Origin of the sequence: Natrialba hulunbeirensis JCM 10989 (assembly GCF_000337575.1) — an archaeon.
Taxonomy (GTDB): Archaea; Halobacteriota; Halobacteria; order Halobacteriales; family Natrialbaceae; genus Natrialba; species Natrialba hulunbeirensis.
This window is the reverse complement of record NZ_AOIM01000014.1, coordinates 74,754-101,393: the sequence shown is the minus strand read 5'-3', so window position 1 is coordinate 101,393 and position 26,640 is coordinate 74,754. Positions and strand designations below refer to the sequence as shown.

20 protein-coding genes, 1 tRNA gene and 1 pseudogene are annotated in these 26,640 nt (G+C 59.2%); 14 read left to right on the top strand and 8 right to left on the bottom strand.

The features are described 5' to 3' along the window. The first annotated feature begins 48 nt into the window (after positions 1-48). The 4 genes from C483_RS05265 (at position 49) to C483_RS21135 (ending at position 3,564) form a co-directional block, all read left to right on the top strand. Entirely contained in the window at positions 49-345 is a 297-nt protein-coding gene (locus C483_RS05265) for a DUF7545 family protein (protein WP_049912444.1), read from the top strand. Positions 346-732: 387 nt separating this feature from the next. Then, positions 733-2,001, top strand: a complete 1,269-nt coding sequence (locus C483_RS20780; RefSeq protein ID WP_049912443.1) for an eCIS core domain-containing protein — start codon at positions 733-735, stop codon at positions 1,999-2,001. 86 nt (positions 2,002-2,087) lie between these two features. Then, positions 2,088-2,945, top strand: coding sequence for a hypothetical protein (locus C483_RS05255; RefSeq protein WP_006652318.1), 858 nt, complete (start codon positions 2,088-2,090; stop codon positions 2,943-2,945). 121 nt (positions 2,946-3,066) lie between these two features. Further along, positions 3,067-3,564 carry an eCIS core domain-containing protein gene (locus C483_RS21135; RefSeq protein ID WP_006652317.1) on the top strand — a complete coding sequence of 166 codons (498 nt, stop codon included), beginning with the start codon at positions 3,067-3,069 and terminating at the stop codon, positions 3,562-3,564. Here C483_RS21135 and C483_RS05245 read toward each other — a convergent pair. After that, positions 3,538-8,193, bottom strand: coding sequence for a DUF7282 domain-containing protein (locus tag C483_RS05245; protein ID WP_006652316.1), 4,656 nt, complete (start codon positions 8,191-8,193; stop codon positions 3,538-3,540). The two genes, C483_RS21135 and C483_RS05245, sit on opposite strands and share 27 nt — an antisense overlap. A 577-nt stretch (positions 8,194-8,770) precedes the next feature. On the opposite strand from C483_RS05245, the gene C483_RS05240 reads away from it, so the two are divergent. From C483_RS05240 to C483_RS05220, 5 genes are all read left to right on the top strand, one after another. Further along, positions 8,771-9,379 (top strand): biotin transporter BioY, encoded by a 609-nt coding sequence (locus tag C483_RS05240; RefSeq protein WP_006652315.1) that lies wholly within the window; start codon positions 8,771-8,773, stop codon positions 9,377-9,379. Between the two features lie 8 nt (positions 9,380-9,387). After that, positions 9,388-10,113: an energy-coupling factor ABC transporter ATP-binding protein gene (locus C483_RS05235; RefSeq protein ID WP_049912458.1), complete on the top strand. Its 726-nt coding sequence runs from the start codon at positions 9,388-9,390 to the stop codon at positions 10,111-10,113. A 49-nt stretch (positions 10,114-10,162) separates the two neighbouring features. Then, on the top strand, positions 10,163-10,867 hold the full coding sequence (locus C483_RS05230) for an energy-coupling factor transporter transmembrane component T family protein (protein ID WP_006652313.1): 705 nt from the start codon (positions 10,163-10,165) through the stop codon (positions 10,865-10,867). Between the two features lie 682 nt (positions 10,868-11,549). Beyond that, positions 11,550-11,774: a HalOD1 output domain-containing protein gene (locus C483_RS05225; RefSeq protein ID WP_152419831.1), complete on the top strand. Its 225-nt coding sequence runs from the start codon at positions 11,550-11,552 to the stop codon at positions 11,772-11,774. Between the two features lie 1,322 nt (positions 11,775-13,096). Further along, positions 13,097-15,724, top strand: coding sequence for a BGTF surface domain-containing protein (locus tag C483_RS05220; RefSeq protein WP_006652311.1), 2,628 nt, complete (start codon positions 13,097-13,099; stop codon positions 15,722-15,724). A gap of 387 nt (positions 15,725-16,111) precedes the next feature. Here the strand turns inward: C483_RS05220 and C483_RS05215 are convergent, their stop codons facing one another. Continuing rightward, on the bottom strand, positions 16,112-16,717 hold the full coding sequence (locus tag C483_RS05215; RefSeq protein WP_006652310.1) for a TetR/AcrR family transcriptional regulator: 606 nt from the start codon (positions 16,715-16,717) through the stop codon (positions 16,112-16,114). A gap of 35 nt (positions 16,718-16,752) precedes the next feature. After that, entirely contained in the window at positions 16,753-17,022 is a 270-nt protein-coding gene (locus C483_RS05210; protein ID WP_006652309.1) for a HalOD1 output domain-containing protein, read from the bottom strand. 301 nt (positions 17,023-17,323) lie between these two features. On the opposite strand from C483_RS05210, the gene C483_RS05205 reads away from it, so the two are divergent. Both C483_RS05205 and C483_RS05200 read left to right on the top strand, forming a co-directional pair. Then, positions 17,324-18,952, top strand: coding sequence for a COG1361 S-layer family protein (locus C483_RS05205; protein WP_241431475.1), 1,629 nt, complete (start codon positions 17,324-17,326; stop codon positions 18,950-18,952). After that, positions 18,953-21,427 carry an efflux RND transporter permease subunit gene (locus C483_RS05200; protein ID WP_006652307.1) on the top strand — a complete coding sequence of 825 codons (2,475 nt, stop codon included), beginning with the start codon at positions 18,953-18,955 and terminating at the stop codon, positions 21,425-21,427. Positions 21,428-21,443: 16 nt separating this feature from the next. Here C483_RS05200 and C483_RS20770 read toward each other — a convergent pair. From C483_RS20770 to C483_RS05185, 3 genes and pseudogenes are all read right to left on the bottom strand, one after another. Beyond that, positions 21,444-21,835, bottom strand: a pseudogene (locus C483_RS20770) (ISH6 family transposase); the annotation flags it as partial. Positions 21,836-21,942: 107 nt separating this feature from the next. Continuing rightward, positions 21,943-22,545, bottom strand: coding sequence for a TetR/AcrR family transcriptional regulator (locus C483_RS05190; RefSeq protein ID WP_006652305.1), 603 nt, complete (start codon positions 22,543-22,545; stop codon positions 21,943-21,945). A gap of 732 nt (positions 22,546-23,277) precedes the next feature. Next, on the bottom strand, positions 23,278-23,631 hold the full coding sequence (locus C483_RS05185; protein ID WP_049912440.1) for a hypothetical protein: 354 nt from the start codon (positions 23,629-23,631) through the stop codon (positions 23,278-23,280). Positions 23,632-24,065: 434 nt separating this feature from the next. On the opposite strand from C483_RS05185, the gene C483_RS05180 reads away from it, so the two are divergent. Together C483_RS05180 and C483_RS05175 are read left to right on the top strand one after the other, a co-directional pair. Continuing rightward, on the top strand, positions 24,066-24,290 hold the full coding sequence (locus C483_RS05180) for a hypothetical protein (protein WP_006652304.1): 225 nt from the start codon (positions 24,066-24,068) through the stop codon (positions 24,288-24,290). A gap of 28 nt (positions 24,291-24,318) precedes the next feature. Continuing rightward, complete coding sequence (locus tag C483_RS05175) at positions 24,319-24,528, top strand: hypothetical protein (protein ID WP_006652303.1); 210 nt, start codon at positions 24,319-24,321, stop codon at positions 24,526-24,528. 260 nt (positions 24,529-24,788) lie between these two features. On the opposite strand, the gene C483_RS05170 is transcribed toward C483_RS05175, so the two are convergent. Together C483_RS05170 and C483_RS05165 are read right to left on the bottom strand one after the other, a co-directional pair. Next, a tRNA-Thr gene (locus C483_RS05170) sits at positions 24,789-24,862 on the bottom strand. 89 nt (positions 24,863-24,951) lie between these two features. Beyond that, on the bottom strand, positions 24,952-26,025 hold the full coding sequence (locus tag C483_RS05165) for a class I SAM-dependent methyltransferase (protein ID WP_006652302.1): 1,074 nt from the start codon (positions 26,023-26,025) through the stop codon (positions 24,952-24,954). Between the two features lie 61 nt (positions 26,026-26,086). Here C483_RS05165 and C483_RS05160 point away from each other — a divergent pair, with 61 nt between their 5' ends. After that, positions 26,087-26,578: a Rieske (2Fe-2S) protein gene (locus C483_RS05160; RefSeq protein ID WP_006652301.1), complete on the top strand. Its 492-nt coding sequence runs from the start codon at positions 26,087-26,089 to the stop codon at positions 26,576-26,578. Positions 26,579-26,640 lie beyond the last annotated feature (62 nt).

Below are 26,640 nucleotides of genomic sequence, written 5' to 3'. Positions count from 1 at the left end.
GCACCGAAACCCACAGCACCTTTAGGCACGCTCCACGACCGTAGTGGTATGGCAGATTCCGACGACGTCGAAACGACGACCATCTCGATCAGCGCCGACGACGACACCACGGACGAGGTAACGGTTCCGACCGGCCTCCTCGACCTCGTCGCCGAGGGCGACCAGACCGCAGCCGAAACCGTCGGCGACGTAACGCTGCTTTCCCTCGCCAGCCGCGCTCATCACATCGTCCACCACGGTCAGGAGTCCGACGAGGACCTCGAGGCGCAGGAAGCGCGCATCATGGACCTCTTCGAGGAGCGCTTCGGCGTCACGTTCGGCGAGGCAACCGGTCACCAGCACTGAGACGGACTGCTGGAAGTCATTTCCGGAGTAACCCTTGGACGACTCGCGGTTACTCCGCTAAACCGTTCCAGCAGACCGGATGTGATGCTGTTCCGCAGAGACGAACCGTTCTCCGAACGATCCCGAGCGTTCACCCTGCATTCTCTGGAGAAACCGCTGTCGAGATAGATTCGCCACTGTCCGACCCTTGGTACTGGCTTGCTGTAGCTGTGGGTGTACTCGAGTAAACGGCGTATGTGGCCCCAGTCCTCAGCCGAGGCGCGGACTTCTATTTCAGAACAACAAGGGTAACTATTAAGCACAATTAGATTTAATTCTAACAAAATGAGTCGCTGGACTGGTTCTCAACGCCGGGAACTCACGACCACCAACGCGGTGAGTCGGTAGATGGGACGGAAGCGGACACGCAAACGAGCATTGAAGTCGACCGACGCCGACGAGTCTGAATCGGAGTCACAGACAAAGCGTCACTCCTCGAGTTCGACTCGATCGAAGACGGGCGGCCCACTGACCGGAACCGCGGTAGTCGATCAGGGGATCGGCAACGATATCAACGCCCTGACCGGGCAACCAGAGGGGTTCGATGCGATGGCCGGGTCGAACACGCCTGACTTCGAACCACTCCCGACTGGTCCGGACGCGCAGATTCAACGTGCACTTGAGGGCACCGACACCACGCAGGACGAGGTTCCCAACACTGTCCTCGACGTGCTCGGTCAGGGAGGGAAGCCGTTAGACGGCCCGATTCAACGGGCACTCGAGGAGCGCATGGACGCGGACTTCTCGAGCGTTCGGGTTCACACGGGCGGGAAGGCTGCGCAGGCAGCGGAGGCGATCGACGCGAAGGCATTCACGTGCGGGAACAATATCGTGTTCAACGCCGGTGAGTACGATACTGAAAGTCCGGAGGGCCAGCATCTGTTGGCCCACGAGCTGGCGCACGTCAAACAGCAGAATGGCGGTGCGACGATCAGCATGATGCCTCAGGAAGGGGCCGATCTCGAGATCGATCCGGATCCGCAGTTAGAGCGTGAGGCAGATCAGGCTGCTAAGGAGGCATTGTCTGGCGAGGAGCCACTGACTGTCAATCGATTAGGAACCGACGTCCACATCCAGCGGGCAGCAAAAGGCGATGCGCTGGAGACGCTGGCAATGCTGGAACTCGAGAACGAAGACGAGGACGGTATCAGTGACTTCCGCCAGAACCAGAACGCGAATCGCATTGCCTACCTCAAAGAGATTATCAACGAGTTCTACGCAGAAGCGGAGTCGGTCAGAGATGCCGTCGACGACCAGAGCACAGTCCAAGGGCTGGTCGACAGAATCGAACACGAAGTCGGAGACCAATTGCAACAACTCAACGAGAAATTGGAGGACAGACTCGAGGATGTCGCGCTGACTGACGACCAGCGCCAGAAACTCCAACAGGGAATCGACACCGGCGAATGGGTCGACTACGGGACGCCTGTAGGCTCGACGGTGTTGGGAGTGGTGCTCAGTCCGCTGGCTGGACTGGTGACTGGACTCGGCGTCGCAGCACTCAAAAACCGATTTGGGAGCTTAGATGGCGATATCGAAGAACGATTTAAGAAACTCACCAAGGAACTCGAAGAGCAAGGGTATCTTACTGGTGCGGGCGAACAGAGGCACTACTGATCATGAAGTGGAAAATTGTAGGGGAAGACAAATCGACAATCGGAATCACAGTTCAAGATAATTCCTCAGTTGAACACCAGATCGAAATGTATCTCGACGGGGAAATCTACTCCCATTATCAAGACGGTTACTCTGACTACCCCTCAGACCGGACCCAGGAAGAAAACGAACTCGTCCGGCAGGCACGCCGGTACGCCAAGTGGCACGTCTACCGCGAGCGGGGCTACGAGACGATGCCGCGCCACGAGAATCCGGACTGTTTGGTCGCGGCGATGATCGCGGTGTCGGCACTTTCCAGCGATGAGGTAACCGAACACTTTGGCGACCTCGAGAGCCAACTCGAGAGCCACTCCGACGATTCGGCGCTTGAACTGCCGTTCGAGGACGCCCGTTCAGACGACGTGTTCGTCTACCGCAAAGACCTCTATCTCTCACCCGATCCACTTGCTGTCGACCCGCCGCTGGCCGAGCAGTACAACGACCTCGCGACGGAGATCCGAACAGATCTGGGCGCAGTCTTCGACGAATCGGACGACCTCGAGCACCAGATACTCTCTCTGTTCGATCACGAGGACCGATTGGAGACCAAACTGCCGTCGTTTGAACTCGAAGCCGTCTCTAAAATGCACACCCTGCACACTGACGGATTTTCCGAGCAAACGACGGAGCCAGACGCACCGTTGGATCGAGAACCGGATGCGCGGATTGAACTCCCGCCGTTGAATCTCGAGCAGTTCGACCTGTTCAAACTCCTGCTGGTGACGAATCTGAGCGCACAGGTTCGCGATCGATTCCTGATGATGGGCGAAGGGTCGCCGAAAGCGTTCCAGCACCAGGGCTTTGGTACGTATCGAGGGACCGTTAAGCAGCAGATTAACGACATGTACGACACGTACTATCTCTTCTCCGAATCACCATCGAACTGGCGTTCGACCCGTTCGTAAGGCGATTTTCCAGTGACCATCCATAGTACCTTCTTGCAACAGATTGAATCAAATCCCTCGCGGGCGAGAGTTGCGGTCGTACCCAAATCAGTGGAGAGGCTGTCTCTTATACNTCAGAGATGTGTATAAGAGACAGGGTCTACACAGTTCAAAACTCGCCTACGGTTCCCACGTCCTCGTTCCTGACCGAGACAACGGCGGCGTCTTTGGCCAGGAGTACCACATCAAGCGGGCACTGGACCGCACCGACACCACCCAAGACGAGGAGCCCAACCAGGTGCTCGAGGTGCTCGGGAACGGCGGCCAGCCCCTCGAGCGGTCGATCCAGCGGACGATGGAGAACCAGATGAACGCGGATTTCTCAGCTGTACGCATCCACACTGCCTCGAAGACCGCCGAAACCGCCGACGCCATCGACGCGAAGGTCTTTACTGTGGAAACGATCTCGTATTCATTTCATTCGGGGGAGTACGACCCCAGTCAGGAGAAGGGGAGTTCCTGCTCGCGAACGGGTGTTCCCAGTGTACATCAACGGACTGACGCAGTGACTGATTGCTATTCAACAGAACAGTCTATTGTCACGCTGTCACCGCTACAGCAGTCCAAATTCGGCAACTGAGGCGGCATTTGAGTCTGCGGTTCCGTCGTCTTCATCGACATCGTCGGGTCCATCGCCAGCGAGGTCACCGTCTTCGTCAGCAGTGACGTCACCGGTGTCTCCCTCGCTGTCAGCTCCGTCAGTCTCGGCTCCGTTCTGATCTTGATCGCCGGTCTGGTCTCCGTTCACTGGCGACTCCGTGGGTGTCTCTTCGCTCGGCGAGCCGTCATCCGGTGAGTTGCCGTCAGGTTCCGGTTCGTCCAGCGTTTCGTCTGGCTGCTCCTCCTCGGGGGACTCCTCGTCTGGCGCTTCATCCGGGAGCACTGCAAGTCCCTCGATCACCACCGTCTGCTCCGCATTTTCAGTCGCAATCGTATGCGCCGACTCGCCCTCCGGCAGCGTCGGCGTGAACTGCTCCACCGTCGTCTCGCCCGGTTCGAGCGAGACAGTTCGCTCTTCGATTATTTCCCCATCCACGCTATACGTGACAGTCTGCGTGTCGCCACCGTCGCCCGTATTCGCAATCGTCGCGACAACAGTCGTCTGCTGGCCGGCCACGTCAGTGGGTGGCGCTGAGAGATCCACCAGCGAGAACTCCGCGGCTGCCGGCTCGGTTACCGTCACAGTCGTCTCGTCGGTCTCGTTCTCGCTCGCGACTGTCGCTGTGTACTCGCCGGGTGCGAGGTCGTCGGTCGGCGTACTGAACGCAACCGTCTCGCTCGCACCGGACTCGAGTGCCACTGCCTCCGAGTCGACCACCGTTTCGCCGAGGGCGAACTCGAGTGCCTGCTCGCCGGCCTCGTCGCCGCCGTTCTCGACGAGCGCCTCGAGTTGGAGTTCGTCACCCTGTTCGACGGGTGAGTTCGTGCCGGTGATTTCGACGGCGAACTCGGCGGGGTCCGCTGGCTCTTCGATCGTGATCGGCGTCTCGTCGGTGTCGTTCTCGCTTTCGACCGTCGCGGTGTACTCGCCGGGTTCGAACTCGGTGGTGTCCGCCTCCAGGGTGATCGTCTCGGTTGGATTCGTCCCGAGTTCGACCGTCTCCGTGTCGACTGGAGTGTCGTCGAGTGCGAGCTGGATCTCCTGTTCGCCGGACTCGTCGCCGACGTTCTCGACGAAGGTCTCTATCTCGAGGGGCTCACCCTGTGTGACTGGTGAGTTGGTGTCGGTGATTTCGACCTCGAAGGTGGCAGGGTCGTCCGGCTCGGGGATGTCGACGACTTCGCCAGCGGGATCCGTCTCGGCGATCAGCGGCTCCTCGTAGCCGAACGGAACGAGGCCAAACTCCCAGACGAGCTGCTCGTCCTCGTCTACAGGCGTCCACTCGACGGTGAACGTCTGGTTGCCGGGCTCGAGTGCACCGACCGGTTCGTCCTCGGTCGTTCCCTCGACGAACTCGCTCACGCCGGGCAGTGCCTCTTCGTTCGGGTTTTCGGAGCTGAAGGTGACGTCGATCGTGTCCTCGCCCCACGCCCACTCGCCGTCGTCGCCGGTCGGCTCACCCGGCTCCGTCTCCGCGACGGAGATCGACGGCTCCTCGGGCCGTGCGTCTTCGTTACACTCCTGTGCCTGTGGGTTCGGATGGTCGATACTGGCGAACGGAATCGCTTCGTCCGAGCTGATGCCGGAGATGTAGGTCCCGAACGTGCCGTAGTCGGGCACGCCGACCGTGATGGTGCCCTCGTCGTCTTCGGCTCCTTCGAAGTCGTCCTCCGCACCGATCTCGAAGACGATGGTTCCCGTGAACGGTGCCTCGACCTCCTCACCGATCGTCACGAAGTCTTCGATGATCGTATTGCCGAAGCCGGCACTGTCGTAGAAGCCCGTGCTCGCGGCGACCGTCTCACCCTCCTCGAACGAGCCCGTCACCTCCGTGCGCGTACAATTGACGAACTCGACCTGGAACTCCTCGTCAACGGTGTACTCGAGTGACGCCGTCTCGAGCGTTTGATTTTCCTCGGTGGCGACGAGTGAGACATCGAGGAGCGCGTTCTCTGTGAGTGGCGTCTCGAGCTCGATCGATTCGTTTTCGATGCCCTCGCCGGCGGGGAAGGGCTCGGTTTCGGTAAGCTGGTCGCCGTCACCGTCGCCCACGGTGAGCGCGTACTCGACTGAGGCGTTGGCTTCGTCGATGGTGACGCTGGTGCCGTCGCCGGTCTGATCGCTGACGCTGAGCGTCGACTCGGGATCGAACGGGTCATCGAGCGTGTACTCGATGGTGTCGCTCGCGAGCACTTCGTCGTCCGCCGCGGCGTGGACCGCGACTGAGACCGGTCCGTCAGACTCGATCGGCGGGTCGAGATCGAGTTCGAGTTCTGAGACGGTCTCACCGGCGTCGATACTCTCGCTATCGACCCGCTGGTCGTCGTAGACGGCGCTCACGACGTAGTCGACGGTGGCGGTGGCCTCCTCAACCGTGAGCGTCTCGCCGTCGCCGGTCTGGTCGCTCACCGAGAGCTCGGCCTCGGGCTCGTCAGGCTCGTCGGGGTCGACCGTAATGAAGGCCATATCGAGCACCGGTGCGCCGCCTTCCGTGACGTACGGCTCGTCGTCGCCGCCGTCGCGCTCGACGTACCGGAACGTCTCGTCGTCGGTCGTATCGTGGTGGACCGCCGCGACGAGCGAGCGGTCGTCTTCGAGGGGCTCCTCGAGTTCGACCGCCACGTCTCCGTGCTCGCCGGGCTCGAGGTAGCCGGAGACGCCGATCACGTCCTCGGGATCGAGCGCCGCGGTCGTGTCGTCGTAGACCGCGACGAAGCCGCCTTCGGAGAGGTCGACGCTAGCGATATTGACCGTCTCGCCGGTCGTGTTCTGATCGGGGAACGAGAGCGAGGCGGTGCCCTCGAGTTCGTCGATCAGTTCGATGCGCTGGACGAGTTCGATCTCGACGTACTGGACGAGCTGTGCACCGTCGTCGATACCCTGGTCGACGGCGTAGCCCGTCGCGTCGGCCGCGGTCTCTGCGGTCAACAACTGGAGTTGCGTGACGCTGATCCGCTGGTGCTGGATCGCCCGCGCGGTCTCCTGGCTCGCGGTCGACGCCGCTACCTGAAGCTGGGTGACGGTCGCCTCCTGGTGTTGTGTGAGCGCGCCCTCTGCGCTTCCCATCGCGAGGTGCTGGACCTGCGTGATGTCGACGACCTGCTTCTGAATTACTGCGCCCTCGCCAGCGCCGAACGCGACGGACTGAATCTGCTCGATTTCGACGACCTGGTACTGGATCGCCGACGCAACCGCGCCCTTCGAGGCACCTGTCGCGGCCGACTGGATCTGCGTGACCGACACGTCCTGGCGCTGGACGAGCACACCCTGTGCGCCGCCGTCAGCCGCCGCCTGAATCTGCTCGACGGTCGCTTCCTGGGACTGCGTAATCGCACCCGTCGCCGCCCCCTTTGCAGCCTCCTCGATCTTCGGCGTCGTAATCTGCTGGATCTGCTCGACGTGGACTGACTGAACCTGCTTGAGCGCGCCCGCGCTCGCCCCCCACGCCGCGGACTGGGTTTGCTCGACCGTCACCGTCTGCTTCTGGACCAGCGCCCCCTTGGCCGCTCCCTTCGCGGCGGTCTGGATCTCCTTGATCGTCACCGCCTGGCGCTGTTCCTGCTCGATGTCGATCTGCTGTTCCTGTTCCTGCTCGAGCGCTAGCTCCGAGCTGCCCTCGAGTGCACCCGAGGCGGCACCGATGGCCGCGTGCTGGACGTGCTCGACCGTGACCGTCTGGCGCTGTTCGGCGGTGAGTTTCTGATACTGCGTCAGCACGCCGTAGGCCGCACCCTGGGCAGCCTCCTGGATTTTCGGCTGCTCGTCGACCTCGTACTCGCCGGCTTCGCTTGCCGCGCCCGCCGCCGCGCCGAAGGTAGCAACCTGTAACTGCTCGACAGTAACGCGCTGTTCCTGCGCGATCGCACCGTGGGTCGCACCCCAGGTCGCACTCTGGAGTTGGCTGGCGGTCGCCGTCTGATGCTGGGCGAGCGCGCCGTCCGTCGCGCCGCCGACGGCGTGTTGGATCTGGGTCACGTTCACGCGCTGCTCCTGAATGAGCGTCCCGTGAACTGCTCCTGCCGTCGCCTCCTGCACCTGCTCGACCTCGGCTTCCTGGTGCTGGGCGACCGACTCGCTGGCCGCCTCGACCGCGGCCGCGCGCTGTTCCTGACTCACCTCGACGCCCTGGGCCTGCACGAGTTCGATTCCCTGGTCGACGCCCGCTTCGACCGCGTCTTCGTGCTCCTGAAGCGTCTGTGTCTGTGTCTGTATCTGTGCCTGCACTGGCGACTCATCGTCTGCAGCTGCATCACCCATCGTTGCACCGTCCGCCCCCTCTCCACCGTCTGCCGTTGCATCGATCTGGGCTGGGACTGGGTCCTGGGCTTGGGCAGTGGCAGAGTACTCGAGTGGCGCAAGCGGCGCGGTGTGCGCACCCATCCCGACGGGACCGCCGGTTGCCGCCTCGTCGGCGGCTGCGACCGGCGGTGACGCCTCTGCCTGCCCACCGGGCTGGTCTCCCTGTGTCGACTCCTCACCGAGTCCCGACAGGCCGCCGTCAAGCAGCGGCAGTGCAACCAGGCTCGTGACGAGCAAGCCGGCAACGAGCGCGACGACGAGTGCGCCGCGTGTGCGTGGGCCCAATCGCCGACCACGGCGACGAGTCATCGCCGATCACCGTCGCGTCGTCCCTGGCTGTGGGCACGGTCGGTGCTCGTGTTGGTGCCAGTAGAGTTTGTGGCAGGATCGTTGCTGCCGGTAATACAGATGCCAGTGCTCCTGCCAACGCAACCGTGGGAATCGGGCGCGGAATCAGTCACCGACACCCGCTCTACACCTAGACGCGTCAACGATGGCCAGATGGACCGACTTCGGATCCAATACCCGCTCCTCACCCCATCCGCGATACTCACTCCCATTCGTTTTCCTCACCCGTCCGAATCGGCGCATAAGCGCGCCGCTCGTTTCGCTGCTCGTGCTGACACAATCACCTGTTACGACGGGCACAACGCGGAGTTCATTGGCCGACAATGACCTGCCGACTGGACGGTGGGACGGGGCATCGAAATTGGGTGCGAACGGTCACCACCGTCGACAGGAAGCGGTTCGTTTCGACTCGCGCCCAGTCGGTGATGATCCATTTCGGTAGCGGTTCGCCCGTTTCCCCCCTGAATCAGCCACGCTGTCGTCCGGACACACCTCGGAAACCGAAGTTTTGATCACGGTTTACGAGAGAGCGGGTGGCATGGAAACAGACCAGCGACAGGTCGAGCTCGTCGACGCCACCGTCGCGAGCCAGTTCGCTCGCGCGGCGCTGCTCACCGTCTTGCTCGGCGCGGCCGCACAGATCGCCATCCCAATCCCGGGACCCTCACCACCAATCACCCTTCAGGTGCTGTTCGTCTTCCTCGCCGGTCTCATCCTCGGGCCGATCTGGGGGTCGTTCTCCATGATCCTCTACCTCACCGCCGGCGCAATCGGTGTCCCAATCTTTGCCAACTTCGGGAGCGGGATCGGCATCCTGTTCGGCCAGAGCGGCGGCTACCTCTGGTCGTACCCCCTCGCCGCAGCCCTGATCGGCCTCCTCGTCCACCGCGACTACCGCAGCCACGGGCTTCGTGACCCCGCCACCGCTTCGATCTCGCTCGTCGTCGCCGCTCTCGTCGCCGGCACCATACTCATCTACGGAATGGGTGCCGCCTACATGGCGATGCTACTCGAGTTGACCGCGTGGCAGGCGATCACGGCCGCTGTTATCCCGTTCATTCCGGGTGAGATTGTGAAGATCATCGCGGCGGTCGCCCTCGTCAGAAGTGGCCGGTTGCCGACTGTCGGGCACCAGTCGGGTCGGTGATCGAGTCGATGATCGAATTCGACGACGTGACCTACGGGTTCGACGAGGTGCCGGTACTCGAGGACCTCTCGCTGACGATCGACGACGGCGAGTTCGTCGTCCTCGCGGGGGCCAACGGGAGCGGCAAGACCACGCTGTTGCGCCACTGCAACGGACTGCTCTCGCCCGATAGCGGCACCGTCCGGATCGACGGGACGCCCGTTTCGGAGAACCTGATCGCCGCCCGCTCGCGGGTCGGGATGGTCTTCCAGCACCCGCGGGATCAGTTCGTCGCCGCCACGGTCGGTGCCGATGTCGCCTTCGGTCCCGAAAACCTCGGACTCGACCGCGACGAGATCGACCAGCGTGTGGCGAACGCGCTGGCGGCCGTGAACCTCGAGGGAAGGACAGACGACCGCATCGATACACTCTCCGGCGGGGAACAGGCTCGCGTCGCCATCGCGGGCGCGCTCGCGATGAACCCTGTACACCTCGTCCTCGATGAACCCTTCACCGGTCTCGACGCCCCCGCTCGCCGCTCAGTACTCGACCGACTCGCGTCGCTCTCCGACTCGGGGACCGGTATCTGCCTCGCAACGCACGACCTGCGCGACGTCTGCGAACTTGCAGACCGGTTGATCGCGATGCAGGACGGACGGGTCGCCGTGGACGACGCGCCAGCGCGTGCACTCGAGGCATTCTCGGAACTGCCAATTGCTGTCCCAGACTCGGTTCGCCGGCAGCCCGCCGACTGAGGCTGGCAGACGGTGATCCCACGAGACGAGTACAAATTCCCACCGCTACATGCTCACCTACGAACCAGACGACACGCTCGCCCACCGACTCGATCCGCGCTCGAAGGTCGCGATCCAGATCGGGTTCGCAGCGACGGCACTCTCGCATACCGCTCCACGCGCTCTCGCCGTCCTCACGCTGGTCATGCTTATGATCCTGGCAACTGCACGTGTGTCGCTCCTGCAGACGCTCTACGCGTATCGCTTCGCGTTCGTGTTCCTCGGCGGTGCACCCCTGCTCGCCTCCATCACGCTCGGGCCGCCGTGGGTCGACCTCTCCGCGGGAGTCGACTCGTTGCTCGCGAGCTATCGCGTGCTGCTCATCTTACTCGTTAGCGCAGCCTACATTCGTTCGACGCGGGTCCGAGACTCGCGCGCGGCGATTCAGCGGACGATTCCCGGCAAGCCGGGGCAGTTGCTCGGCATCGGCGTCGCGCTGGTCTTTCGGTTCCTGCCGGTCCTCCGTGCAGACGTGAAGACGATCAGGGATGCGATGGCGGCCCGGCTGGGAACCGAGCGGGCAGCCCACGAGCGCGCCGGGACGGTCGCACTGCTCGGACTCGAGCGCGCGTTCGACCGGGCGGATCGACTGTCGCTCGCCCTCCAGGCGCGGTGTTTCGCCTGGAACCCGACGCTGCCGCCGCTGTCGTTTTCGCGACTCGACGCGCCAGCGCTTGGAATTGCGATCGTGCTGGCACTTTCGGCACTGCTCTGATGGTGTCGCCTGATTGTGGCACCGATACGGCTGCTATCCAGCCAGGGTTACGGACAACGCATTGCACGGGAGCAGAAAGGGGGGAGACGCGAGAGTGGGTTGTCTCTCTCGCAGATTTCGAATCCAACCGCGTGTCTCACTGGATGGGGGATGGAGTGACAGCGGATGGGGGATGGAATGCCGCCAGACGAACTCGTCTGGATGGGCATGCTGTTGTTATTGGTGATTGCTAATAATTCTTTGGCAGACGTTCGTCTGACGAGATCCGTGAATGTGTTCCCAACGGTTTAATTTCAAAAGCCAGAACCCGAATACGGAGTCCAGATATGAAACACCGGATGACAATTCAATACAAGAGCAAACGTTCACCAATTTCTCACCAAATATATTATAGAGTGGGTGGAAATATCGGCCAACGGCGGTACTCAACTACTACCGTGGGGATTTTTACATGAAAGATACAACGGAGTTGTCTGATGGTGACTACCACTCACCATCGGTGCAGTATACTGGTCAAATTTATTGTCTAAACAAACATAACTTGATTGCCTTCGTGAGAAGTAGGTCTAGTAGGTTAGGGGTGATTTCGGAGTTTACCTACTATCACAACTATCAGTAATTGTTATTATTCATTTCCGATGTTGTCCAAAATCATTAACTGACTAGTTAGTCAGGTCACCATATGGAAAGTTCAGACAATCTATCTATGGAAACCAAACTCCTGTTCAGTATCTTAGAAGAAATTGGTGAGAAAGAGACTCGCAATATTGCCGATTTACCGCCTCTAAGCGACTCAATTGATGTGGATGCCCTTACTAGACTTGCGGAATCAAAGGGGATTGCTGTTAAATTTGAGTATTGTGGTTATGAGATACTCGTTGAAGATCGAGAGGTGACTGTTCTCTAAGGCCAACGAAAGACAGTAACCTCAACAGCTGTGGAATTATAATCTTCGTCCACTTTGACCTCAATAGTCTTGAGAGGCATGTAACCCCATAGGAGTACACTTTGTCTATCACCATGTCAGATCCTCACTACTACTGCATTACTATTCGCGGCCGTCCGTGAGCCCTTCACCGGTCCAAGCGAGTTTTGAACCGTGCACAGAGAATGTGATTGTCAGCAGTGCAGTAAGAGAACTGCTGCAACTGAAGGGTTTATAACTCGTCCTAGAGACAGTCACAAACGTGTATCTCCGTCCGAAAATATCGGACAGTAGGGAGTTGTCTCGTCAGACGGCCGTTGATGACAACAACAATCCTTGACCCCCCGCCAGTATATCAGGTAGTATGCACACACGTCAACTCACTAACCGTAAAAATAATATCCATCAATAATAGGGAAAACTAGTATTCATCTAATATAATTCTTCTTTTTGTATACAGTTCTATTTCGAAGGCGATTCTATAGAAGATTACCAATCTCATCGATACACTTACGGGTTATCGGACAAATGGGCAACTGCGGGGGATGACATCCNGTTCTATTTCGAAGGCGATTCTATAGAAGATTACCAATCTCATCGATACACTTACGGGTTATCGGACAAATGGGCAACTGCGGGGGATGACATCCACCATCGGTCGTTCACAAACGACCGGGCCTGTTCACAGGCCAGTCCCCTGCACACCCACAGACAGCCATTCGATGGATAGATTCCTGATCCATCATCTGCCCCCCGGCCCTCCAGTAGGGCCGGTTTGTCAGAGGCATTCACCGAGTGGCACCGAGTTCGGAATCGATTTTCGTGGTGATAGTTCGGAAAGCAGAGTAGCAGAACGCGGGTGATGTGTCTCACTTCGAGAGTGTAGTTCACTTCGAAAAGCCCCGGCGGGGGAGGATCAAAAGCACTCAGTCCCTGCCCGGGTGCTGCCTCGTTCCCCCCGCATCGCGGCTTCTACAAGACAACGTGGTATGCATTCCGCGTAAGTACGCGTGCATGTGTTGTGGGTCAACCCACAGCCAGTGTTCGGCTGTGGATTCACTAATATGTTGCGTTGAACGGTTGTAACGCCCACTGACTTGCCATGTGGTGTTGACTCTCTTGGTTTCGCGAATCCGGTATCAAACTAGAAGACTTATTACGGATAACCCAAAACGGACCAGGTACCCCTACACCGGGAGTCCATCACAGGTCTCCAATCGCGTGATCGTATGGATCGCGTGATCGGCCGCTGTGGTGGTCCGCCCTAGCATAGACAAGCAACTAGCAGACAACAACAACACAACATGACAAACAACACGACCTTCCGCGAAAAGGGACGCGCAGTGTTCCTGGCCGCGCTTATGGTCCTTTCCGTTGTCGCCATGTCCGCCACGTTTGCGGGCGCAGCGGCAGCACAAAACGATTATTACGAGGACCTAGAGGACGACTACGACGTTGGACCGACTTACACCGACCCGTCTAACGGTGACTTCAATGACAACGATGCCTGGATCGGCCAGGAAATCACGATCGTTGCTGAAAGCACCGGCGATGACTGGGGCCAGTCCGTTGAGATCCACCAGGGATCTGTCCAAACGGACAGCAGTAACGTAGAGGCTGATTCGGACAATCACGTCTCGACCGAGCGTGTCTTCGAGGTTGAAATCGGCGGCGAAGACTATGACGCGTTCGAATTTGACGCCGCAGAACTCGAATCCAGTGAACTCTACCACTTCATCGTTGATGAAGGTGGAGCTGAAGCTGGCTGGAACGGATACGGCTTCTGGGCTGAAGACGAGGGCCTAGATGTCTCCTTCGACGATGACGACATCCTCGAAGACTCGACCGTGGAGGTCGACTTCGACTCGGACCGTGGTGCGCAGATCGTGAACGTCACGGAGACCAGCGAAGGCCTCGACGCTGAAGATATCGAGGACATCTTCGTCAACAACGATGAGGCGGACAACGATGACGTTCTCTCCATTGTTGACGATGAATACGACGTTGAACTCCACGATGACGACGATGTCGCCACGTTCGAAATTGAAGGCGACTCCACGCTCACTGCGGACTTCGCCGACATTGAGGCTGGCGAATACGAGTTCGAATTTGACGTGACGGACTCGCTCGCTGACGACAACGCAACGGTTGAAGTGCGTGACGAGGACGCAGAACGTAACTTCGTCAACGATCCATACATCCAGCAGCAGGGTGACGAGTTCAACATCACCGTTGAGCTTGAGGATACTGACGACACGTACGTGACCGTCGGTGACTTCGACGACAACGCCTACGAGGTTGGCCTCTACGTCTCTGACGACGAGGGCGACTACGACGAAGTCGACATCACCTTCAACACTCACAAGACGGTCGGAGATGACGCTACCCTAGCCTTCGAAGCACAGCAGGATGACGCTGAGGTCGAAGTCGTGTACGCTCAGATCGTAGACAATGATTACATCGCCATCGGGAACGATGACCTCATTGACGGAGACGTGCAGGACCTCGACGCAGACGTAGATACTAGCGAGGTTGACGACCTGGAGGCGTATCTCGAGGAACCCCTCGTTGCTGACGATTACGAGCTGACGACATCCGCAGGTCTTGAAGTCGACGACGATGAAATCGACTTCGTTGACCGCGGCGACACGTCGTTCATCAACCTTGAACCACTCGGTTCTCCAGGTGACGTGACGACCTACACCGCACCTGAGGACGACAGCATGAACGACCTTGAAGACTTCGAGGACGCCACTGTCACCGCAACTGACTCCGTCGCAGAAGACGACTACCTAGTGATGGAGCTTGAAGACGCTGGAATGACTGGCTTCTTCGCAGACTACGGTGACAATGACGACGAGATCGCTGAAGATCTTGCTGAGGACGCAGGCATTTACCTCGAAGTTGAGCAGACTGACGCTGCCTCCAACCTGGGAGACGTTGTCTGGAACAACTCCGCCGACTATCACAACACCGACGACGAACAACTCGAGATGACCCTCGTCAACGGTGACGACTACGAGGGCGAGCAGCTCCTCTTCGACATCCCGACTGACCAGTTCGATGGCGACGGTGAATTCGAGTGGACGCTCGAGTTCTCCGACAGGAACGTTTACATCGACGATGATGAAGGGTTCTCCCTTGAAGGCGAGTTCAACATCGACGAGCGTGAAGTCTCGCTCGACGATGTTGACGAAGTGCCAAACGTTGACGGCGCCGAACTCAGCGGTGACACCACCGTTGCACCAGGTACGGAGATCGACATGGTCGCCTCCGCATCCGGTGAGTTCGTCCTGACCGACGACCCAGTCGTCGCAGATGACCGCACGTTCACTGGCTCCTTCGACTTCAGCGACTACGACGCTGGCATCGAATTCGATGTTGAAGCCGACGAACCACTCGGCGATGGTGAAGACGACTTCACCGCCGAACTCGTCGACGGTGACGGTCCTGTCATCAACGTCGAGGCAGACGCACCATCCAGCGCTGACGTTGGCGAAGATGTCACGCTCGACGTGACTGTCACCAACACTGGTGGCGCAGCCGCTGACGACGTCGACATCGGTGTCGTCATCGGTGGCGATAACGTCGACGATGAAAACACCACGATCGACGCTGACGAGTCCTGGACCAACAGCTACGAGTTCACGTCCGACTCCGAAGGTGACATCGAGTGGAGCGTTGTCGCTGACGACTCCGAAGAGACTGGTGTGACCAACTTCTCCGACGAGGACACTGACGACGACGCATCCGACGACGACGCAACTGACGACGACGCATCCGACGACGATGCATCCGATGACGACGCGTCCGATGACGATGGCGAAACCGACGATGACGGCGACGACGACGGAACGCCCGGCTTCGGCGTTGCTGTCGCACTCGCTGCACTCCTCGGCGCTGCAATGCTGGCTCTGCGCAAGCAGAACTAAGCTGCGCAGCTACCCACTAACTACCGGACTTCGTCCGGCTTTGCCGCACTTCGATTTTCTTTCGACCGCTACACCAACCAGCGACAGCTGTAGCGTTCGGTTGTAGTGCATTCACTGACAGCGTCGGGACAACCTATTATAACAGTCAGACTCTCGTGAAAGGGTACCAGTTGCGACTCTAGACGACTTTGGGATAGGACCAAGACTTCTCTCACGTCCTATCTTGATTCAGCGAGAGACTCCCCGACCTTCCCGTGAGTGACGAGTGTTCCGACGCTCGGTCGGAACCGAGGATCGAACAGGGCGGTAGTGAATTGCGTAAGCTCTGTCGTGCGTTACTGCCCACACCCGCAACTCGAGCCGCACCTGATCAGCAGTATCGAATGATCAGTCATCGAAGAGGCCGTCGACGACGACATCGATCAGCGTATCGCGGATCTGATCGTATGAGGTCTCACCGTCCGGACGGGCGAGATCCTTTCGATGAGTCATGAAGACCAGCGATCGGAACAGTTCGTTGACCATCTCCGGATCGTCGTATTTGAACGACTCGTGATTTACCCACGTGTTATATATGTCGGTCATGCCAACCGAGAGTTTCTCGGAGATGTACTCACGGTCATCGTCCGAGAGTTGGGTCTGGAGAGCACGAATTTCGTCCTCGATAATGAGATTGTGGACGATCGGGTTCGATTCGACTTCCTCGAAGGTACGTTGCAGGACCGTCCGTACCTGTTCGTGTGGATCATCAATCCCCATGACTTCCTCCTCGATGTCGGTCTCGAATCGCGTCAGTTCCCGGTAGAGTACCTCGGCGTAGAGTAGTTCCTTCGAGTCGAAAAACTGGTAGAACGTACTGGTGCCGATCCCGACCTCGTCGGTGATGTCTTTGATGCGTGTGCGCTCGAGGCCGTACCGGACGAACAGATCACGGCCTGATTCGATCAACTCCTCTCTGATTCGCTTTCGTTCCTCGTCGCTGAACCCATTCATTCGTTGGTTTGGTAGATATCGGAGCCACTCATGTATTAATTTGGTAGTTTGTCACGGCTCCCGGAGCGGTTCTCCGGCCCGAACCGGTGGGCGAGGTCGTTGTGCTCGCGTACGACGCCCGTTCGATTGGGGCCAATTCGGTCATCACAGCCGAGATACTCGAAGGTGACGACCGACCGGCTGCCGTGGACTGGCTGGAACAGCGGCTTCAACGCGTCGACATCGATGGCGTAGTGTCTCGGTTGCTCGTCGGTCGATTCCCTTGGTTTGACCCGTGCAATGGCCTTGGCGACACCGGTTCCCACACGCTTGTTGGACCCGAGGTGGTATCTCACTATCATCCCTAGCACACTATTACTATGAACGCACGAATGAGAACCTTTTTTATTTTTCTATTCCTAAGGGGTAGGTAGGGATTATGACTGAGAAATCACTGATTACTCATCAAATATTTGATTGTAATTGCAAGAAATTGAGGGCTGGCACTCAAGGGGATAGGTCACTGCATCGAGCTGGGGTGGTTGGATGACGGTTCGATCTGCTGGGACCGTTATCATGGTAATCTTGCTGGTCACATCGGGCGTGTTTGTCGCTGGTGTTGGATCGGTGGCTGCTGACGATTCTGAAGAAAACGGGGCCGGTCAGGCAGAGATCGAACAGGAGTTGGCCCAGCTCCAGATGGAAATGCAGATGATCCAAGACCAGATGGAGGCGGGCAGCGTCGTTCAGGGTGAGCCAGATCTCGACCTGCGCGTTCCAAACCCGTACGTACAGCCCGGCGAAACAAACGAGGTAAACGTTCAGGTGATAAACGACGGTGAACTCGATCGCGGACCCGCCGACGCACGCGAGGCCGTGACGACGGCCCGGAACGTCGAAATCGAGGCCGACGCCGACGATACGCCGCTGACCGTCAGAGGCGGGACGGTCCCGGTCGGCCCCGTATCGGAGACGCAACCGAGAGAAGCCCCGATCGCCATCGACGTCCCCGACGACGTCGAGGCGGGCACGTACACGATCGATGCCGACGTCTCCTACACATACACGGAACGTATTGGGAGTTCGAACGTCTGGGAGGAGTCGGAAACTGACTCCATCTCCTTCGACGTCGAAGTCGACGACGACGCACGATTCGAAATCGTCGATGTCCGAACCGACGCCCAGATCGGCGATACGGGCGTCCTCGAGGCCGACGTCAAAAACACCGGGAATGAGACTGCAACCGACGTCAACGTCGCCCTTGAGTCGATGAGCAGCGGCCTCATGTTCGGCAGCATGGAACACGAGGCGACGGCCATGCAGGATTCGGCCCGGATCGACGAACTCGAGGCGAACGAGACGGCGACGGTGATCTACGATGTCTCGGTGATGCCCGATACCTCCGAACGACAGTACATGCTCGACGGGACGGTAACCTTCAAAACGCCTGACGGGCACGACCGCATCGACGAGAGTCCGATGGCGGGGGTGATCCCGCAGCCGGAACAGCAGTTCGGCGTCGGCAACATCGAATCCGACCTCCACGTCGGCGAGGACGGCTACCTCTACGGTACCGTCACGAACGAGGGGCCAAGCAAGGCTGAGAACGTGGTCGTGACGTTCACCGAAGAGTCCCCGACGCTGATCCCGATCGAGCGAAGCATCGCCGTCGGCTCGCTCGAGCCGGGCGAGGACGAGGCGTTCCGGCTGCCACTGTCGGTCAGCGGCGAAGCCGAGGCCGTCGACCGGGTGATCGACCTCGGGGTGCAGTACCGCAACGCCGACTTCGATCAACGCATGTACGAGGACATCGAAGTGATGACCCACGTCAACGAACAGCGTGACGAATTCATCGTCGATGTCGCCGACCGCGAGATCGCCGCGGGCGACGACCGTACCCTCGAGGTCGACGTGACGAACAACCTCGACGAGACGGTAACCGACATCGAAGCGAACCTGTTCGCGGACGATCCGCTCAACAGCGACGACAACGACGCGTTCGTCGAGGAACTTGAGCCCGGCGAGACGGTCACGCTCGTCTTCGACCTCGACGCCGACGGCGGCGCGACCGAGAAGACCTACCCGATTTCGATCGACTTTCGGTACGATGACGCGTCCGGAACCAGCCAGCTCTCGGATACCACCCGGATCGCGATCGACGTGGTCGAAAGCGGAGGAAGCTTCCCAGTCGGTCTGATCAGCGTGCTCACGCTCACCGGGCTCGGAGCCGGCGCGTACGTCTTCCAGAGGCGATAGATGCTGGACCCGAGCGACCGAATCGAGGCGGGCGTTGATCGCCTCAACGAGATCATTGTCTCCCGTCCGAAGACAACCGTTGCGATCTTTCTGGTATTGACAGCCGTCTTCGCGGGTGGGGTGATGCTCGTCGAGACCGAGACGGAGGCGACGGACGCGTTTACCGAGGGCCTCGAAGAGCAACAGGCCCTTGACGCAATCGAAGAGGAGTTCGACGATCCGTTCACGGTTGACGACGAGTCGACCCAGCTCATCCATACAGGCTCGAATGTCTTGGCCCAGGAGGAGCTAGTCGCCAGTTTGCGGGTGCTCGAGCAGGTTGAGGAGCGCTCCGAGTTACGGATGTCGGGTGCAAGTGGGCCGGCACCGATCGTCGCCCAGGCGCTCGACGAAGAAGCGACGACGGCAGCCGAACAGCGACGGGTCGTTGAGGGAGCATCACAGTACGAACTCCGGGAAACGATCCGGGCACTCGGTGACGAGCCTGGGTTCGCAGGTATTATCGGCGAGGACTTCAACCCGGAGGAACCGTCGGCGTCGGCGTCGATCACTGTCGTCTACCACGACGTACCGCCCGAGTTCGACGACGAAGACCTCGCCGACCTGCAGCTTGCGGTCCAGTCGATCGCCGAGGAAGAGAACAACGACATCGTCGCGTTCGGCCCCGGGATCATGTTCGACGAGTTCGAGCACGTTATCGGCGACTCGCTGGCAATCGTGATGCCGGTCGTCATCGTGCTCATGCTCGGGTTCCTCATCGCGGCCTACCGGGATCCGATCGATCTCGGCCTCGGGTTGCTCTCGCTCGTGTTGACGATCATCTGGACCTTCGGCTTCCTCGGATTCGTGGGCATCCCGTTCGATCAGCAGATGATCGCCGTCCCCGTCCTGTTGCTGGCGGTCGGGATCGACTTCGGGATCCACATCATCAACCGCTATCGGGAAGAGACCGCTCAGGGGTACGAGCCGCTCGCGGCGATGCGAGCCGCGAACGGCCAGTTGATGATTGCGTTCGTCATTGTGACGGTGACGTCGGTCTTCGGCTTCGGCGCGAACGTCGTCTCGGACCTCGAGCCAATCCAGAACATGGGGATCGCGGCCGGGATCGGGATGGTGTTCACCTTCCTCATCTTCGGGATCTTCCTGCCCTCGCTGAAGCTGATCGTCGACGACTTCCGAGAGCAATACGGCGTGCCGGAGTTCAACTCCTCGCCGATTGCCTCTGAGGACTCCTCTCTCGGGCGTCTCTTGACCTATCCGGCGATCGTGAGCCAGCATGCGCCAGCGATCTTCGTAGTCGTCATCCTCGTCCTTGGCGGCGGGATGGGCGTCTACGGCATGGGTGTCGACACCACCTTCGACGACGAGGACTTCCTCCCGCCCGAAGAGGAGGCGTGGTACGTCGAACACGTCCCCGAACCGTTCGCCCCCGGTGAGTACACCACCACACAGACGATCAACACGCTCGAGGAGCGGTTCGACGCCGACCAGGACAGCACGATAACGATATACGTCGAAGGACCGTTCGAAGAGGACCACGCACTCGAGGCGCTGGATCGAGCGGGCGACGATCCGCCAGACAGCCTGGCCGTCGGGCCAGGTGGCGGGACCGACGAGCAAAGCATCATCACGGCGATCCACTCGTACGCCGAACAGGACGAGGAGTTCGCCGCGCTCGTCGACCGAAACGATCGGAGCGGCAACGGGATCCCGGACCGGAACCTCGATCGGATCTACGACGAACTGTTCGCCGCGTCCGATAACAACGCCGAGCAGTATCTGACGGACGACCGCGGGGCCGCCCAGATCGAGTACGTCATCGACGCGGAGGCTAGCCAGGAAGAGGCGGCCGAGGACGGCGCGGCGTTCGCCGAGAACTTCCATCACTCGGCGACCGCGACCGGGATGATCGTCATCTTCGACGCGATCACCGAGATGATCTTCGCGTCGGCGATCGACGGGCTGGTGCTCGCGCTCGCACTGTCAGCGATCTTCCTCGTCGTCATCTACGGAATCGTCGAACGGCGGCCGCTGCTGGGCATGGTCAACCTGTTCCCGATCGCGATCGCCGTCGCCTTCCTGATCGGGACGATGCGCCTGCTCGAGATGCCGCTCAATGCGATGACAGCGACGATTTTGGCCATCTCGATCGGCCTCGGGATCGCCTACACCGTGCACACGACCGCACGGTTTATCGACGAGTACGGCAAGCACGGCGACCCGCTCGAGGCGATGACAACGACGCTGTCGGGAACCGGCGGCGCGCTGGCGGGCAGCATGGTGACGACCTCGCTCGGGACCGGGGCACTCGCGCTTGCGATCACGCCAGTACTGGGTGACTTCGGGATTCTGGTGGCGATGAGTGTGTTCTACTCGTTTGTCGCCTCGGTCGTGGTGTTGCCCTCGGCGCTATTCCTGTGGTCGCGCTACGACAAGGCTGAACGCGGGTTCAGGGACGTGGTACCCGGACTGTAACACCCATTCACTGACGCCATTCCCGGAGGTACGCTGCTGCTTTTGGAGAGTCCTCTTGTTCTAACCGCCACACCTGTTTGTGAGGTTCTCGAGCGTTTGGTCGACCCGCAAGCGAGTCGCCAAACGCTCATTCTTCGGTGCGTGGAGCACAACTGGTTTCTTCAGGTAGAACAAATCGTTTGTTCCACCTGAGGCGATTGTTTTCCGTATTTCGATGGGGAAATCACCTCCCTCTCACAGGTTGTCTCTAATCGTTTGGCCGACGTGAACGAGATCGACCTGATGAGATCGGTAGCTAGTATCGAAGGCGTCCATGAGGGATTCTTTGTCACTGACGACCGTTGTGTCGTTAGTAATCTCCTCGTTCTCTTCGAGATCCTCTGCTACATCGTTCCACGTTCCTGTTAGTGTAGCCATCATATACTTCATGACATAAACCGAGGACAGAGCATGGCAACAAATTCCCATAGTTCCGAATTGTATCTGGGCAAGAGAACGTCACAGAAAAAGTGACGTCAGTTCTCATACACACACTGCTCAAGGTATCGCTGAAACTCTTTTCGAACGTCATCAATCCAGTCATCATTGTCTCTTGTGGTGCGTCGAACGAGTGCACCATTAGCCAGTAGAGTTGTCATTGCAGCCACAGTAGATGGATTACACGATTGGAATACGCCGTCATTCATACCTTCCTGAATGAGACTGGCGATATATTCTTCGAACATGGAATCACTCTGTGAGAAGTGCTCTCGATAGTCCTCACTATGGATCGCTCGAGTTCGAAGTTCAAACACCATAGCTAACAATTTTTGTCTCCTTTCGCTGAGACTTTGACCAAAGAATATCTCAATGAGGTCAGCAAGTTGCTCTTGCGGATTGTTTGCATCCTCAGTAAACGACTTGGGGTGAGACTGTTTGAGGAACTGTTGCAGTGTATCGAGGATGAGATCATCTTTCCCATCGTAGTGGTGGTGAATGAGAGACTGGCTTTTTTCAAACTCATTGCCGATTTTGTTTATTGTGAGGTCTGCATATCCGTGTTTTCGAAGTGATTCTGCAGTTGCTGCGAGAATCTTTTCACGTGTTCCTGATGGGTTTTCGAACGGATTGTCACTCATAGATACCATTCTGTTCTGGTGCGCATGACAAGATACTGCTGACTCAAAATAAAAGACGTTGCGTTCATTTGTAGATTGCTCCACGAAGTCTAAGATCGTCTTGTAAGTCCGGTCAATCTCTTAAGTAGTCTGTTCTGTCGTGAACTCTTCTTCTCCCAAATAATGCATATCATTTTGCTTCTCGAGATCAACTCCTCGAGTTGTGAGTTCGGCCTGGGTGGGTGTGAGCGATGTGGGGGTAGTGTGAGTGCGCGGAGCGGCAGGTAGCGCGTCGGAGTGCTGGCGAGACTGAGAGCCGTCGATCGGCGACTGACAGTCGGTGGTCGAGTGGCTTCGGTGGCTCGATGGCTTCGATGGTGGTGACACCGTGATCGACAGTGGGTCGCCACGGTGGGTTCGAACTGTCAGTGGGAACCGGCCGACGGCAACGAGGCGGAGAACGCCACCCCCAGAGTAACGCCACCCCCGTTGCCAGCACCAGCACACCAACACCACATCGCTACCATACCAGCCCAGCACTCACTCCCACACCCACCCAGTGTTCCGCCGCAACTCGAGTCCAGGTGAGACAGACGGATCGAGTCGGCTCGGATTCTGGTGGGTCTACTGGTGTACGGATCTCTGGTTCTACTCGAGTTGGACCGAACCGACTCACCCGCTACCCTGCAGCCTTCATTGAGAGGTCGACGGGAGCGGGAGGGTACTCGAGTGGTGGTGATGGTGGTGTGGTGGTTACTGGGTGTGTGAGTTGTTTCGGGTGTTGGTGCAGTCGGTATCGTGACCAGTCGCGGACGGCGAACCGTCCCGCCCGTTGCGTCGGCGGTTGCGCGCCCGCCGAGCGAATCCTGGGGCGACACGACAGCCGCAGGGGCCGGCGATAGCGTCTGTGGGGCCGATGATGCTGGTTCGTGCGACGGGGTGGTCACAGCGGGGACAGTTGGGGAGTGAGGTTGTGTCGGGATCAGGAGTGTAGTCGGCATCGAATCCGAGGGCAGCTTTGAGGTCTCGAGTAGTGTTGCTCTCGCTGCCAGCGCTGCAACTCGAGTCAGTACTGGCCTCGGTCTCTGTTTCAGTATCGTCACTCATCCCAACCACCGCCGAGGGAAAAGTGGGGTCCGGCGGGTAGTTGGGTACTGTTCGTTGGGTCTCGGGCGGGACGTTTATATCCCGGTCGGATGTATGGAATCATGGCTACAAGCCAGGTCGGCTTGGAAGCCACGTCTCGGGTGCTACTACACCCGGGGCACTTTCGTACCCGTTGCGGCTTCCGTTCTAATTGTTGACTGGTAGTGACTTATATCTACCGCCGGGTTGGAAGAATGTGGTTGCTCGGTGCGTGTTTCGTTCGGATTGTACTCAGCCATCGCTTCGCGAGTAGCGTGCTACTATGAACACCGTCGAGGTGAGTGCCGCCGCGTTCCCCAAGCGACGAGAACGAACTCGTCGAGCACTGGCCCGTACCGATCTCATTAAACCCCGATGGAACATTTTTGTAATACCGTCTCGTATTACTTACACGTATGATCACCGTCTCAGCAAAAATTCCCGATGACATGAAGGAGAAACTCGAAAGGGAAGATATCAACGTTAGCGAGGTTATCCGGAACGCACTCGAGGAGGAAATCACCAAGCGCCGGCGAGAGAAACTTCGTCGGGATGTCAATTCCCTCCGAGAGAAGGTAGATGACGGTGTTGAAACTGACGAGATCGTTGGAGCGGTTCGCGAAACCCGCCAGGAGAACTAATGTCAGACTATCCTTTGACGCAAGCTCGGTGGTAGAACTTCTCATTGGAGAAAGCGGCGTCGATGTAGATATTAGTATCCTGTTCGACGAGTATCTGCTCGATTTGACGATGTACGAAGCGGGGAATGCACTTTGGAAAACCGGCCTTGCTCACGATAATCTGACTGATTCTGAATTAGAGACCGCTGTGATGCGGCGTATCTTGCAACCGCAGAGCGTAATGATCTCACCTTGGTGACTGAAGATAGCGCGCTTCGAACGGCCGCACGTAAGCAAGAGCTTCGAGTAAAGAGCGTGCGTACGAATAGCTCACTCTAGCTCTCACGTTCCACTTTGACAGCTGAAAGTCAGGATACAAAGCGGAGTTACGTGGTGATTTACTGTTCACCCTGCGAAACAGGCCGGTGGAGGGGATTGTGAACCACGGTCGCAGCAAAGCTGCTCCCTGATTCAAATCCCTCGACGGCTGTTGCTGCTCACGTGTTGTTCGCAGCAACAAGCCGGTGGAGGGATTTGAACCCTCGACCTAATCCTTACGAAGGATTCGCTCTGCCAGTCTGAGCTACACCGGCACGGTTCGAGTGCGTTTATTCGTAGGGTCGATAGCAGGCATAAGGATTGCGAATCGTCGCGGTCGTGCCAGTCTGTTTCGTGGAACAGCCTATCGCTCGAGTCGAACGTCCAGACAGACGTTGAGTTCGTGCGGAGCATACGATCGAACGACCCGCTGCGTTTCCACAGTCACCTCGTACGCTGGCTCGGCTGCCTCGCGAATCGCGCGCTCACCCGGGCCGAACGGGTCGTCTTCGTGCTGGATATCGTAGTAGTGAATCACGCAGTCGTCGCCCGCGATCGCGACCGCCGACTCAACAAACTCGTTCGCGCTGTGGGGCAGGTTCATCACGATGCGGTCTGCCCAGCCGTCGTACTCGCTCGCAACGTCACGAACGTCATCACAAATCGCCGTCACGCGATCCGCGACGCCGTTGCGGCGCGCGTTCTCGCGCAGGTACTCGATAGCGTCGGGGTTTACGTCGACGCCGACACAGTCTGCGCCGCGTTTTGCGAACGGGATGACGAACGGGCCGACACCGGCGAACATGTCGAACGCGTGCTCGCCAGAAGCGACCTGCTCGGTGACCCGGTGGCGCTCCGTTGCGAGGCGCGGGGAGAAGTAGACCGCGGCGAGGTCGAGCGCGAACTCACAGCCGTACTCGCGGTGGACGACCTCGGTATCGTCGCCCGCGAGGAGGTCCCAGTCGCGAACGCGGGTCTCGCCTTTCACCTTTGAGGCTTTGTTCAGGACGGTGTCGACTGGAAGGTCGGACTCGAGTACGGCCGCGGAAATGTCCCGCGCTCGTTCGTCGTCGTCCTCGTCGAGGAGGACGGCGGTGCCGAGGCGTTCGTAGGACGGATCGAACCCCAGTAGTTCGGCGGGTGTGGTCTGGGTGTCGCGTTCGCCGACGGTTTTGGTGACGAGTTCGGGGTCGTGGCTGTCGGCGTCGGAGCTAGTGCCGGTGTCGGCGTCTTGCGTGTCGTGCTCCGGTACAGCGCCCTCGAGGTCGAGTTTGAGCACCTCGTGAACGGCGTCGACATCGCTGATCGGGATGTAGAGCCAGCCGTCTTCGACGGTGATCTCGTAGTCGTCGGCGATCAGGTCCGCGTCGGCGAGTGTGCGACGTGTGGCTTCGCCGTGTTCGCGGGCGACGCGAACGCACGGCACTTCCCCGGACATACCGGTAGTCACCGGTCGGTCGCCGTAACGCTGACGTTTCCAGTCGATAAGAGTCGAGTATATGGGCGTTCGTATGCGGCTGACGTCGGTTGAGACGGTGTACGAGGAGCGGTCGTGGCTGTTTACGGTTCGCAACCAGCACGGTGATCCGGAGGAGGTGATCCTGGTGCCGTGTACGGATGGGGAGGCTGAGACAGCACCCCCCTCGGAAACAGCGGTAGAGGAAGCAGCGGTAGAGGAAACGACAGCTGAGAACCGCGGCGTCGAAGCCTGGGTGAACCAGTGTACACACGAGTTCCAGCGACTCGACGTGGGTCGTGGGGTGGCGATGCGCGACGGGCAGATCATCTGTCCGAAACACGGCTCGATGTTCGACTCCTGCTCGGGCTATTGCGACAACGGCGAGGCCGCGGACACGACACTGCCCTCGATCGAGGTTGCCGTCGACCGCGGCGACGTTTACCTGACTGACGACGACGTGACGTTCATGCACCAGGGCGGGATCGACGACGGGGACGACGGCCCGTCTTCGACCTCGCACCTGTCGCTGTGAGGCCCGCAGCAGAGCCACTGGAGAGAACAGCCAAATCCGGTCGCTGAAGTACGACCGCGGCG